Origin of the sequence: Marinobacter sp. 1_MG-2023 (genome assembly GCF_030549045.1) — a bacterium.
In the GTDB taxonomy this organism is placed as follows: domain Bacteria; phylum Pseudomonadota; class Gammaproteobacteria; order Pseudomonadales; family Oleiphilaceae; genus Marinobacter.
Map to the genome: position 1 here is coordinate 208,470 of NZ_JAUOST010000003.1, position 13,077 is coordinate 221,546.

The following is a 13,077-nucleotide window of genomic DNA, read 5'->3' on the forward strand; positions in this document are numbered from 1 at the left end:
TTAACTATGGTCGCAGCCTACCCGGCCTACCCCAGATCACCCCCTGCAACGGGAACCACCGTGCCTGTAATGTAACTAGCTGCATCCGATGCCAAGAACAGAATCGGCTCAGCCTGTTCATCCAGGGTTCCGTATCGATGCATAAAGCTGTTCGCTAAGGTCTGGTCAATCAGAGTCTGATACCACGCCTTTTCCTGTTCACTCTGCTCTTCCGCGTTTCGCGGTGTCAGCCTTGGTGGCGCTTCGGTACCGCCAGCTGCTGCCGCATTCACTCGGATATTGTACGGCGCATATTCGTACGCCATGTTCACAGTCAGAGCATTGACGCCACCCTTGGCCGCTCCGTATGGAACCCTCATTAACGCCCGCGTGGCTATCGAGGAGACGTTGACAATTACGCCCGATTTGCGCTCAAGCATGTAAGGTAAAACAGCGCGACAGCACCATAGAGTGGTAAAAAGCGAACGCTGAATCTCCTTTTCAATCTGTTCCGGCGTGTAATGTTCAAACGGCTGGGCCCAGATAGTGCCACCAACGTTGTTAATGAGAATATCAATGCGATCAAAGTGCTGATGAGCCTCCTTCATAACTGTCTCAGCGCCTGCCCAGGTTTCCAGATTGGCCTGAACAGCAATCGCATCAGCACCCTGCTCGCGCAATTCTGCAGCAACATCGTGTATATAATCAGCAATGTCTACGAGAAGAAGCCGCGCGCCCTCGGCCGCGGCCAAACTGGCAACACGTTTACCTATTCCCTGGGCAGCTCCAGTGATCACCATTACCTTATCGGTGAAGCGGGATCTCATGCGACTTTCTCCTTATCTGCAGGAGTGCTAGGGGCGAACTTTTCATAATGAAACGAATTTGGTTTAAAGCCCTTTTCTCGAAAGAACCCAAGCACGGAATCAACCATAGGGGGGGGACCACACAAATAGACATCGACATCCCCGTTATTCAGGTGGGTGTCATCTATATATTGAGTAACGTACCCCTTTCTCGGATGGGTGCTTTTTTCTCCGGAAACCACGGTGCTGTATGTAAAATTGCTCAACTGCTTGGTAAGCAGTTCCAATACATTCAGGCACACTAAATCATCGTCGTTAGTGACACCGTAGATCAGATGCGTTGGTAGGTCACAGCCATTGGCTTTCATGTATTCTAATTTAGCCAGGAATGGCGCGAGGCCAGTGCCTCCGGCCAGCATCAGCACCGGTCGTTCAATCGGGCGTAGATAGAAACTTCCCATGGGGCCAGTCAGAGTTACCTTATCTCCGGAACGCGCCTTACCAACTAGCCATGAGCTCATAAGACCGCCCGGAACGTTACGGATCAGGAAGCTCAGGTCACGGCTACCGGGTTTGGAGCTAAAGGAGTAGGCCCGTGTCTCCTCGGTGCCGGGCACCTGGATGTTCACATATTGTCCGGGTAAAAAGGCAAGGTCGTCATCCGCAGTGATTTTTAGTTCGATCGACGTCGGCGAAATCAGATTTACTTCGGCCACAGTCCCAGTAACTTCGGCATTACCGGTCTTGCACATGGTGGAAGCAACTGGCACTTCCACCACGCAATCGCTGGAGGGCACCATCTGACAGGTCAGCACCATACCTTGCTCGACTTCTTCGTCAGACAGCGCCTCGTCTATATACTCATCGCCCAGGTCAAACCCGCCCTGATAGCAGGCACCTTTGCAGGTGCCGCACACGCCATCGGAGCAATCCATGGGGAGGTTTATCTGTGCGCGGTAGGCGGCATCGAGAACCGTTTCGCCTTCGTTGCAGGATACAAAACGGGTAACACCGTCCTCGAAATTGAGTGCTATGTTATAACTCATGATGATGCTCTCCCCATCAATTACAGGTGGTAAATGTCTAGCACCTGATTGATGCAATCGTTGTTCAGAACCAAGCGTTTCTCCCGAATCAGCGGCTGTTCGCCGGTGATATCCAGGGTATAAAAGGAGGTTCCAAAGAATTCATCGGTTTTTTTATAGCGATAGGCTTTGGTCAACCAGTTAAACCGCAACGTCACTTCACTCTCATTCTGGGACAAGATCTCCAGGTTGCTGGTGAAGTGCGTGGTGCGCGGCTCCGGCATGGAGCTGGCACCGGACCGCTCAGTCTTGATGCGATAGATCCGGTCTTCCAGGCCTTCCTTGTTGGGGTAATAGATGAGCGAGATCTCGCTTTGCGGGTCCTCGGTCAGCTCATCGTCATCGTCCCAGGCCGGCATCCAGTAGGTGACGTCCTCATGGTAGCAGGCTAGCCACTGATCCCATTTTCGGTCGTCCAGGAATCGGGCCTCACGGATGATGAATTGTTCAATATCGTGATAGCTCATGCTCATGCCGATGCCTCCTCTGACGTCACGGGAATGAAACGGGCACGCTCGGCCTCAATGGCTCGGATCATTTCCACCTGCCAGTGCTGGTGGTGGTTAACGTACAGGCCTTCGTCGTCGGGGCGCGCACCACTCATAATGGGCTTCATATCGATCTGGTTAGCGTGCTCATCAGGGCCTTCGATCCAATGAGCAGCACCGCGACTCATATCGTTCCAGCGCATGTCGCGAGCTTCATAACCGTTCTGGCAAGCACGAAACTCTTCCAGGTCGTCCGGTGTACCCATGCCCGTCACGTTGAAGAAATCCTCATACTGACGGATACGTTTAGCACGCAGTTCTGCCGGCTCGTTCTTCGGACCAAAACCATAGATGGTCACTTCCGTCTTGTTGACGTCGATGGGGCGGGTCACACGGATCTGTGTGGAGAACTGATCCATAAGGTACACGTTCGGGTACAGGCACAGATTCTTGGTGGTGCGGACAATGGAGTCGGCCCGGGCCTCACCGTATGTCGCCTTCAGCCGCTCAAGCTGGCTATATATCGGGCGTACTTCCGGATTCAGCAAGCGAGTCCAAAGCATCATGTGGCCATTCTCGAAGGAATAAAATCCGCCCTCGGCCGACCAGCTCTTGGCGTCTACTGCCTCGGTACCACCTTTTTCGTAGTTACGCTGCCCCATAGTCGATAGGTAGTTCCAGTGCACGCTGCCCACATGGTAGCCGTCGGCACCATTCTCCGCGGTCAACTTCCAGTTGCCTTCGTAGGTATAGGTCGAGCTACCCCGCAGGACTTCCAGACCGTCTTCCGACTGATCCACGATGTTGTCGATAATCTTGGTGGTTTCACCGAGATGCTCTTCAAGAGATACCACGTCGGCATTCAGGCTTCCGAACAGAAAACCACGGTAATTGCCGAACTTTGGCATCTGCTTCAGGTCGTGGGAGCCGTCGGTGTTGAATTGCTCCGGGTAACCACCCTTTTTCTGGTCCTTAGCCTTCAGCAACTGACCATCGTTGCGGAAAGTCCAGCCGTGGAACGGGCAGGTAAAGGAAGTCTTGTTACCGCGCTTCTTGCGACACAGAGTGGCGCCGCGGTGGGAGCAGGTGTTAAGAATGGCTTTCAGATCGCCATCCTTGGTACGGGTGATGACTACCGGCTGGCGACCCACGGTCACCGTATAGTAGTCGCCCGGTTCCGGGATCTGGCTCTCGTGAGCCAAATAGACCCAGTTACCCTCAAAAATGTACTTCATCTCCAGGTCAAACAGTTCCCGATCATTGAAAATGCCGCGATCGCACTGATACCGACCGGTTTCAGGATCCGCAACAACTGCGTTACGAACCTTGTTGGCGAGTTGCTCGAGCTTTTTACTCATTTCATCTCACTCCTCTTATTCTTGTCTCTCGCTTATGCGACATCTGTTTCAAGAGCGCGCGGACGTGCATGACGTTCTTGAAGTTCAGGCTTATCAGTGGCAATGAGAGTCACATTGAACTCGACCTCGGTAATCGGGCCAGTAACACCGTGTTTTTCGCCCTCTGCAGACCGCTCTACACGTTTTGCTTCCACCACGAGTTCTTCACGGGTAGCGAATGCGAAATCGCTGTAGGTATACTCATCACCAGCAATGTTAATTTGAGTAGTGAGGTGTTTATGCCCAGGCCTGGAAACAAAATAATGGATATGTGCCGGGCGCTGGCCGTGACGACCAAGCTGATTAAGCAATTGCTGTGTAGACCCTTCTGGTGGGCAACCGTAACCGGACGGCATAACGCTTTGAGCGGCATAACGACCCTCTGCGTCGGTCTTGATGCGACGGCGTAAGTTGTACTCACTCTGAGACTGATCGAAGTATGAGTACGCACCCTTGGTATCCGCATGCCAGATGTCGACAACCGCATTCGCCAACGGTTCGCCACTCTCATTGGTTACCTGGCCTTTGATCAGAATCACTTCTGCACCTGCGTCCTTACCATCGTCCATACGGGCAAAGCCGTCACTGATGGGTGCACCCGCGACGTAAAGTGGGCCTTCGATAGTGCGAGGCGTCCCACCTGTGAGGCCCGCTTGCTCGTCTTCGGCGTCCTGGCGGATGTCCAGATAACGGTCCATGCCGAGGCCCGGCGCCAGAAGGGCCGCTTCGCCATTTGCACCAAGCTCTCCGACGTAATATACGGCGCTCCAAAACTCTTCCGGCGCCACATCAAAGTCTTCCACAATCTGGAAAATATCGTGCATGACCCTATGAACGATTTTCTTCATTCGCTCATTGCCACCGTCCTGATCAAATCCAGCTACTTGTTCCAGCAGCTCTTTCACATCTTTTGTTTGCATGGTCTTAATAGTCATTGTCGGTCTCCCCGAACTGTTGTTTTTGTTGCTAAAGAAATGTATTTCTTTGTTTTTCTAGTCGTCCACCAGCTGGCAACAACATACTTTTATGCATTGCCTGTAACGGTGAATCCTATGTTAACGATCATCCTCATGAACGGAGGATGGGTGACGGCAAAGAGGCGCTACACTGATATCCATATAGGGAAATAGCGGCAGGTTGCTGATCAGGTCCTGCAACTCAGCGTTATCTCTAACGTCAAAAATACTTACGTTGGCGTAGCTCCCCGCCACCCGCCACAAGTGGCGCCACTTGCCTTGCGACTGCAAGTCCTGGGCGTAGGCCTTTTCACGGGCTTTGATGTCTGCGACCACATCGACCGGCATCTCGTGCGGGATATTCACTTTCATTTCCACTTTGAACAGCATGCGTACTCCTCCGTTTATTTATCTTTCCGGCGATAATGCGTGAGCTTGTCCTCATCAATCTCGACCCCCAGGCCCGGCCCAAGTGGCAGACCTACTCCGTTGTCATGAAAATCCAACGGCTTGACAACGATGTCATCCTTCATCAATAACGGCCCGAACATTTCGGTGCCCCAATGAAGAGTTTCCAAAGTAGACCAGGCGTGTAGTGAGGCCACCGTGCCTATCGTGCCTTCGAGCAAAGTGCCTCCGTAAAGGCCAATGCCTGCAGCTTGGGCTACCGCAGCCTGCTTCAGGGCTTGCACCGGGCCGCCGGCCTTGGCGATTTTGAGCGCGACGGCACCCGAGAAGCCGGTGGCAGCCAAGTTATAAAGGTCGGTGGCATCAGCAACGGCTTCATCGGCCAGGATCGGCAGGTGGAACTTCTGAGACAGACGCACCAGGGCGGCGTAATCCTTCATAGGTGTCGGCTGCTCGACCAAGTCAACACCGGCCGCTTGCAGTTCCGCCATTCCTTTAGCTGCCATTGACTCGTCCCAGGCCTGATTCACGTCTACACGAACACTGGCAGACTCGCCCAGGGCATTTTTGATGGCGGCTACATGCCGAACGTCTTCCATCAGTGGTCGCGATCCAATCTTGAGCTTGAAGTCGCGGTGGCGACGGGTTTCGATTAGACCAAGGGCCTCTTTGACATCCCGATCAGTATCACCACTTGCCAAGGTCCAGAGCACCGGGATATGCCGATGCACGGCTCCGCCGAGCAAGTCGGATACAGGGCAGCCCAGCCGTTTACCTTGCAGATCCAGCAGAGCCGTCTCAATGGCGGACTTGGCCAGGTTGTTTCCGCGAGCCGCACAATTCAGCCTTACTCTCAGGGTATTGATTTCCGTAACAGGATGGCCGATCAGTTGTGGCTTGAAATAGGTATCGATGGTAAGTTTTACGCTTTCGGGGCTTTCCGGCCCGTAGGCCAGCCCCCCGATGGTCGTGGCTTCACCCAGCCCCTCAAGTCCATCAGAATCCTTCATCCGCACAATCACCATGGTCTGAACCCCCATGGTTGTCATAGATAGCTTGTGTGGCCGGATGGTGGGAATGTCAACCAAGATGGCTTCAATGGACTGAATTTTTGCGGACATGTGTTCTCCGAATCACAAGTAAAAAATGCCTGTGTTTTGGACAGTACGAAGTTTCACGGATATGAACCAATATTGATTAAGTACTAACCAATACCCTGGAGGTATGGATGGAGCTGAGACACTTACGTTACTTCGTGGTGGTGGCTGAAAAGCTAAACCTCACTCGCGCCGCTGAAAAGCTGTTCATTGCCCAACCCCCTCTGACTCGCGCAATCAAACAACTGGAGGAGGAAGTGGGCGTCATATTGTTCACACGCAAACCCCGTGGACTGGAACTCACCACCGGCGGCGAATATTTCCTGGAACAGGCCCAACAAATCCTCGATAAGGTGGACGCCACAATCTCAGATACCCGACGGATTGCCCAGCACCGAAAAACGGTGTTCTCCATTGGCTTCGTGCCTTCGGTGTTCTATGGACAACTGCCGCTGATGGTCCGACGCTTAAGACGCAACAAAAACCTGGAAATCATCTTGCACGAGCTCAAAACCAGGGAGCAGATAGATGCCCTTAAAGCAGGAAAGATCGACATTGGCTTTGGCCGAGTACGAATTGAAGACCCTGACGTGGAGCAGGAACTGCTCTTCGATGAACCCTTAATCGCCGCCATCCCAGCCGGCAATCCGCTGATCCACCACCCACCATCCATGAAAGAACTGTCAGAGTGGCCAATGATCACCTTTCCATCCGGCCCCGGCCCCAACTTCGCCGACCTGACTCAGGGCCTGTTTCACCGGCGCGGCTTGAGCGTCAATGTAATGCAACAGGTTAACGACGTGCAGACCGCTCTGTCGCTGGTTGCTTCGGATATGGGGTTCACTCTGGTGCCAGAGCAGGTTCGACGACTGAATCGTGAGGGGGTGGATTACATGCCTTTGGAAGACGACAACATTACCGTACCGGTGATTGCATCACGGAGACAGGGAGAAAACCCGAACGCGGTGATGCGGCTAACGAATACCATCCTGGATGAACTTGTGGAGAATAGGTTAACCGGGCGCTACCCCTGACCTTAGTGCGTCGTTAGCCGCACCGCCTCAGCCGCCTTTTGAAGTCGCGACAAATAGACGTCCAACAACGTCTTCATATCAACTCGCGCCGCATTGGTGCTGATATTGATCGCTCCCAGCAGTTCGCCATTGCCGGCAAAAACCGGTACGGCTGCCGACCTAAGCCCGGAATCCAGCTCTTGGTCCACGATCGAGTAACCCTGGCTTCGCACCTTCGCGATCTCTTTGTTTAGAGCATGGCTATCCGTGATGGAAGAAACCGTATGGGGCGCAAGCTCTACCCGGGCAAGAAACGCCTCGAGCTCCGCTTCCGGTAACTGGGCAAGTAGTACCCGTCCCATAGAGGTATAAGCCGCTGGTAGTCGAGTGCCCACCGACAGGGTGATGGCCATCAACCGATGCCGCGCCGATGAGCGCACTACGTACACCACATCATCTCCATCCAGTACCGCCAGCGATGATGACTCCCCCAATTCACAGGTAATGTCTTCCAGGTACTGCTGAATCACCGGCCGGTACTGGTTCGAAGCCTGGTAGGCGTAACCCAATTGCATGACCCGGGGCGTAAGCGCGAACTGGCGCCCACTGCGCTTCACAAACCCCAGTGCATGCAGAGTAAGCAGGAAGCGCCGCGCCTTGGCTCGGTCCATCTTGGTGCGTGCCGCCACCTCGCTCAGTGTCATCCGCGGACGCTCGGCATCAAACGCCTGCAACACTTCCAACCCTGACGCCAGCGCGCCCACATAGTCCCGGTCGCCGGGCTCGAGAACTTGATCGTCCATCTCTATTCCTTAAGCAGCTTTCGCGCATAGTAACAGCTCGTTCGGTATCCGAACATCCGTGCAGTTCCGGCATCTGGCGAAAGTTTGTACTTGACGACAACAAAACCTTCGAGCCATCATGTTCGCATATAAAACTTATGTTCGTACATCGAACTTTTACAATCACTGCAATGGAGACACTGTGATGGCTGAATTCCTCTCTCTCAAAGAGGCCGTGAGCCGACACATCAACAACGGCGACACGGTCTGTATGGAAGGTTTCACCCACCTGATTCCGTTCGCCGCTGGCCACGAAATAATCCGCCAGGAGAAACGCGACCTCACCCTAATCCGCATGACGCCAGATTTGGTGTACGACCAGATGATCGGCGCCGGCTGCGCGAAAAAGCTGATCTTCTCCTGGGGCGGCAACCCTGGTGTAGGTTCACTGCATCGCCTGCGGGATGCCGTTGAAAAAGGCTGGCCGAACAAGCTCGAGATCCTGGAACACAGCCATGCCGCCATGGCTTGCGCCTATGAGGCCGGCGCAGCCGGTTTGCCGTTGGCCGTTCTACGCGGCTATATCGGCAGCGATCTGCCCAAGGTGAACGATCAGATAAAGTTCATCGAATGCCCGTTCACCGGTGAACGCCTGGCTGCCGTACCCTCGGTTCGCCCGGATGTGGCGGTGATTCATGCTCAGCGTGCCGATCGCAAAGGAAACGTGCTGATTGAAGGTATTGTCGGGATCCAGAAAGAAGTCGTGTTGGCCGCCAAACGCAGCATCGTCACCGTTGAGGAAGTCGTGGATGACCTTGGCGCCTCAGTGAACGCCTGTGTGCTGCCCTCCTGGGCCATCACTGCCATCGCCGAAGCCCCGAAAGGGGCCAGCCCGTCGTACGCGCTGGGCTATTATGATCGCGACAACGCCTTCTACAAAGAGTGGGACGGCATTGCCCGTGACCGGGTGACCTTCCAGGACTGGCTGAAAAACAACGTGTTTGAAAAAGGAGCTGCGTGATGAGTCTTGAATATACCTCTTCGGAAATGATGAGTGTTACTGCCGCTCGCGCACTGACCAGCGACATGACCTGTTTTGTTGGCATTGGCCTGCCCAGCGAGGCTGCCAACCTGGCGCGGCTGACCCACGCACCCGACGTGACCCTGATTTACGAATCCGGCACCTTACAGACCAAACCGGACGTTCTACCACTTTCCATCGGTGATGGGGAGCTGTGTGAATCCGCACTGACGACCGTGGCGGTACCAGAGATGTTTCGCTACTGGCTTCAGGGCGGCCACATCAGCGTCGGGTTCCTGGGTACCGCTCAGATTGACCGCTACGCCAATCTGAACACCACGTTGATCGGTGACTACCGCGAACCTAAAGTCCGCCTGCCTGGGGGTGGTGGCGCCCCGGAAATTGCCACCAACGCAAAGGAAGTGTTCATTACCGTCAAGCATTCCAAACGTACCTTCGTGAAGGACGTCGACTTTGTAACCACCGTTGGCTTTGGACGCGACGGCAAGGCACGGGATAACGTATCCAACATCGGACGTGGTCCCACCGTGGTAATTACCGATTTGTGCATTCTCAAGCCTGACCCTGACAGCAAAGAACTGGTAGTCACATCTCTGCATCCCGATGTGACTCGGGACCAAGTGATCGAGGCCACTGGGTGGGAGATCCTGTTTGCCGACACGTTGGAGACCACGCCAGAGCCAAGTGCTAAAGAGCTGGAAGTTCTGCGTGATCTGAAAGCACGCACAAATGCACATCATGCCGGTCAACAGTGAGACATATCATGACTGACGTTTATCTCTGCAATCCCCGCCGTTCAGCGATTGGCCGCTTCGGTGGCACCCTTGCCAGCGTTCGCCCTGACGATCTCGCCGCCCACATTTTTAAAGCGGTACTGGAGCAGGCTTCTGAACTCGACCCGACCGCTATCGACGAAGTGATGATGGGCTCCGCCAACCAAGCCGGTGAGGACAACCGCAACGTGGCACGGATGTCTGCGCTCCTCGCCGGCTTGCCCACCTCCGTACCCGGCACGACCCTCAACCGGCTTTGCGGTTCCGGGATGGATGCGGTGGGTACGGCTTTTCGGGCGATTCGCGCCGGTGAAATGGAGTTGGTTCTGGCCGGCGGCGTCGAGTCCATGTCCCGCGCGCCGTACGTTATGGCCAAGGCCGACTCAGCCTTCTCCAGGGAACAAAAAATTGAAGACACCACCATCGGCTGGCGCTTTGTGAATCCGCTGATGAAAAAGCAATACGGCATCGATTCGATGCCGGAAACGGCGGAAAACGTCGCTGAGCAATACGACATATCAAGAGAAGACCAGGACCTGTTTGCTTTCCGATCCCAGAAAAAGGCGGCCCGGGCCCAGAAGGAAGGACGCTTTGCCGAAGAAATCGTGCCTGTGTTCATTCCGCGCCGGAAACAAGACCCGCTGGTGTTCGATATCGACGAGCATCCCCGCGAAAGTACGCTGGAGAAGCTCGCATCCCTGCCCACGCCTTTCCGCGAAAACGGCAGCGTGACCGCAGGCAACGCCTCAGGAGTGAACGATGGCGCCGCTGCGATGCTGGTTGCCAGTGAGACCGCCGTCAAAACCCACGGGCTAAAGCCCATGGCTCGCATTCTCGGCATGGCTACAGCAGGGGTGGAACCACGAATCATGGGCATCGGCCCTGTGCCGGCGGTTCGCAAGCTGCTGGAGAAACAAGGCATCGGCATTGCCGAGATTGACGTCATTGAATTGAACGAAGCATTCGCCGCCCAAGGCCTGGCGGTTTTGCGTGAGCTTGGCATCGCCGACGACGACAAACGCGTGAACCCCAATGGCGGTGCCATCGCCCTGGGGCATCCACTGGGAATGTCAGGCGCCCGCCTGCTAATGACCGCCGCCCACCAGCTGCAGCTCACCGGCGGCCGTTACGCACTTTGCACCATGTGCGTTGGCGTCGGCCAGGGTATTGCGACACTCATCGAACGAGTCTGAGGTAAGGAGCAAAAATGGCTTTTATAAAACACAACGGCCGCACAGTCTGCTTTCGACTGCTGGGTGACAGAATCAAACCGCTACTGATGCTCGCTCACCCCCTGGGCATGACCCAGGGGGTTTGGGACGACATGCTACCAGCGCTGCTTGAAAAATTTCGGGTACTGACTTGGGATTTACCAGGGCATGGCGCCAGCGCGGCCTGGCCAGATGAGTCCGACGAAATTACACCGGAAGACCTAGCCCAGGAAGCAATCGCACTTGCGAGAGTTGCAGAGTCCGACAGGTTCCACTTTGTCGGGACATCGATTGGCGGCGTCATTGGCCAGCAACTTCTCAGCGAACATGCTGACAAATTGCTTTCCACCACGCTCACAAATACGGGGGCCGTCATCGGCACACCCGAGGCCTGGGATACTCGTTCAGCGAACGTATTGGAGCTTGGACTTTCAGCTATGGCGGCCGATATCGTGCCACGCTGGTTCGGCCCTGCCACCTGCGAGCAGCAGCCCACACTTGTGGAAGGCTGGTGCGTGATCATGGGGCGCGGTGATGACCGTAGTTATGCCCTTCTCTGTGAAATGTTGGGGCGTGTCGATTTCCGTGAGCAATGCCAGGCAACCGATGTACCACTTCAATTGATTGGCGGTTCCGACGACGTCGCCACTCCACCAGAAATACTCAAGGCGCTAGCCAACGTCATTGGTGCGGCTGATCCGATCATTCTGGAACACGTCGGCCATGTTCCTTCGGTAGAGCGCCCTGAAGTATTCAGTCAAATGCTGCTTGGCAACCTGGACTGAGCATCAACCCTCTGCCGGGCCGCTATACCTGCGGCCTGGCGGCTATTTCCGCTGTTTGAACACGATTTTCAGAATACGGACAAAAATCTGCATTCGGCGGATAGGTTCAACTCTTTAAATGCCTTAGCGTTTCTGCACAGTGCCAACCCATTCCCAGCGGAAACCGAACCATGGCTCATACCCTCAATTTCGAACAAGAAAAGCGCGATCCCGGAACGCCCAAAGCGCCGGTTTACGGAGCACTGATTCTGGCCGCCGCCGTTAGCACAGTGTTGCTCTACATGGCTGAACACACGACCCAGGCTGTTCTTATATCCCTAACTCTTGGCCTCATCGTTACGGCACTCGCCCTATACGCGAGAACTCAGCCAGCCGTCCTCGTTATCCGTGAGGAAGTGCCTCTATCAGAGCCAACCCCTGAACCAACACCAGATCGTCCACAACCTGTTCCTGAGTCGGAAATACCAGACCCGGTATTGCTCGATCATCTTGGTGAGCTGCGCAACAACGTGGAAGTCATCCTGGAAGAAATGAACGAAGCCGGAAAACTGGCCAGAAAATCTGGGTCCAAGGTATCCCGGAGTGCCAACCACATTGCCGAATCGGAGGCGTCAATCCGGGATCTCGCAGAGTACATGAACGGCATTGACACAGTTTTCACCCAGCTGGGAACACAATCCGAGGAGATCGGGAGCATCGTCAGCAACATTCAGGACATTGCAAAACAAACTAACCTGCTCGCACTGAATGCCTCCATTGAGGCAGCCCGCGCAGGTGAGCACGGCCGCGGGTTTGCAGTGGTCGCCGACGAAGTGCGTCACCTGGCCGTGCGAGCCAACGAATCCAGCGAAGGTATTCGCGCCATCGCCAACAATCTGAACACAACCTCAGTGGAGGCCGGCAACGGCATGGAGCAAATCCGTGAATCGTGTAACCAGTGCCTGAATCAGTCTGGTGAGGCTCTACAGGCCATGAAGGATATCCAGGCCGGAGCAGTGGCCCGCATGGAAGTGGTGCAAGGGATCACGGACCGGTTGCAGGTGCAGCAGGGACTGACGCTTCAACTTTACCAGGACCTCGTGGTGGAGAGGTGATTTCTAGTATGAGCAGACGCTTTTTGTAACGGCTAACCACGCGATAACCCGGGTGTCTACGACACATCTGCAACCACCGGACACCGCTGTGCAGAAAATGGATATTTCTGCAGCCCCATGACGCCTCTAATGACAGAACCCACAACAACAATCTGAGGTGT

At 54.9% G+C, this 13,077-nt stretch carries 14 protein-coding genes; 6 read left to right on the plus strand and 8 right to left on the minus strand.

The genetic code is table 11. The annotated features are described in order from the left end of the window. Positions 1-26: 26 nt before the first annotated feature. The 7 genes from benD to Q4606_RS10455 form a co-directional block, all read right to left on the minus strand. Entirely contained in the window at positions 27-806 is a 780-nt protein-coding gene (gene benD / locus Q4606_RS10425) for a benzoate diol dehydrogenase BenD (protein WP_303607473.1), read from the minus strand. Next, entirely contained in the window at positions 803-1,831 is a 1,029-nt protein-coding gene (benC, locus tag Q4606_RS10430; protein ID WP_303597036.1) for a benzoate 1,2-dioxygenase electron transfer component BenC, read from the minus strand. Before benC ends, benD begins: the two co-directional genes overlap by 4 nt. A gap of 20 nt (positions 1,832-1,851) precedes the next feature. Continuing rightward, the gene (gene benB / locus Q4606_RS10435; protein WP_303597035.1) at positions 1,852-2,343 is read right to left on the minus strand and encodes a benzoate 1,2-dioxygenase small subunit; all 492 of its coding nucleotides are present in this window, start codon (positions 2,341-2,343) and stop codon (positions 1,852-1,854) included. After that, entirely contained in the window at positions 2,340-3,716 is a 1,377-nt protein-coding gene (locus Q4606_RS10440; protein ID WP_303607474.1) for a Rieske 2Fe-2S domain-containing protein, read from the minus strand. The genes benB and Q4606_RS10440 overlap by 4 nt, the downstream gene beginning before the upstream one ends. A gap of 32 nt (positions 3,717-3,748) precedes the next feature. Beyond that, a complete protein-coding gene (gene catA / locus Q4606_RS10445) occupies positions 3,749-4,690 on the minus strand; it encodes a catechol 1,2-dioxygenase (protein WP_303597033.1) in 942 nt (313 codons plus the stop codon). A 120-nt stretch (positions 4,691-4,810) separates the two neighbouring features. After that, a complete protein-coding gene (catC, locus tag Q4606_RS10450; protein WP_303597032.1) occupies positions 4,811-5,101 on the minus strand; it encodes a muconolactone Delta-isomerase in 291 nt (96 codons plus the stop codon). Positions 5,102-5,115: 14 nt separating this feature from the next. Further along, on the minus strand, positions 5,116-6,240 hold the full coding sequence (locus Q4606_RS10455) for a muconate/chloromuconate family cycloisomerase (protein ID WP_303597031.1): 1,125 nt from the start codon (positions 6,238-6,240) through the stop codon (positions 5,116-5,118). Positions 6,241-6,347: 107 nt separating this feature from the next. On the opposite strand from Q4606_RS10455, the gene Q4606_RS10460 reads away from it, so the two are divergent. Continuing rightward, a complete protein-coding gene (locus Q4606_RS10460) occupies positions 6,348-7,250 on the plus strand; it encodes a LysR family transcriptional regulator (protein WP_303597030.1) in 903 nt (300 codons plus the stop codon). A 2-nt stretch (positions 7,251-7,252) separates the two neighbouring features. On the opposite strand, the gene Q4606_RS10465 is transcribed toward Q4606_RS10460, so the two are convergent. Next, positions 7,253-8,032: an IclR family transcriptional regulator C-terminal domain-containing protein gene (locus Q4606_RS10465; protein ID WP_303607475.1), complete on the minus strand. Its 780-nt coding sequence runs from the start codon at positions 8,030-8,032 to the stop codon at positions 7,253-7,255. 184 nt (positions 8,033-8,216) lie between these two features. Here Q4606_RS10465 and Q4606_RS10470 point away from each other — a divergent pair, with 184 nt between their 5' ends. The 5 genes from Q4606_RS10470 (at position 8,217) to Q4606_RS10490 (ending at position 12,916) form a co-directional block, all read left to right on the plus strand. Further along, a complete protein-coding gene (locus Q4606_RS10470; protein WP_303607476.1) occupies positions 8,217-9,032 on the plus strand; it encodes a CoA transferase subunit A in 816 nt (271 codons plus the stop codon). Further along, a complete protein-coding gene (locus Q4606_RS10475; protein WP_303607477.1) occupies positions 9,032-9,808 on the plus strand; it encodes a CoA-transferase subunit beta in 777 nt (258 codons plus the stop codon). The genes Q4606_RS10470 and Q4606_RS10475 overlap by 1 nt, the downstream gene beginning before the upstream one ends. 5 nt (positions 9,809-9,813) lie before the next feature. After that, positions 9,814-11,019 (plus strand): 3-oxoadipyl-CoA thiolase, encoded by a 1,206-nt coding sequence (gene pcaF, locus Q4606_RS10480; protein ID WP_303607591.1) that lies wholly within the window; start codon positions 9,814-9,816, stop codon positions 11,017-11,019. A gap of 14 nt (positions 11,020-11,033) precedes the next feature. Continuing rightward, entirely contained in the window at positions 11,034-11,822 is a 789-nt protein-coding gene (locus Q4606_RS10485; RefSeq protein ID WP_303607478.1) for an alpha/beta fold hydrolase, read from the plus strand. A 170-nt stretch (positions 11,823-11,992) separates the two neighbouring features. Beyond that, positions 11,993-12,916 carry a methyl-accepting chemotaxis protein gene (locus Q4606_RS10490; RefSeq protein WP_303607479.1) on the plus strand — a complete coding sequence of 308 codons (924 nt, stop codon included), beginning with the start codon at positions 11,993-11,995 and terminating at the stop codon, positions 12,914-12,916. Positions 12,917-13,077: the final 161 nt, after the last annotated feature.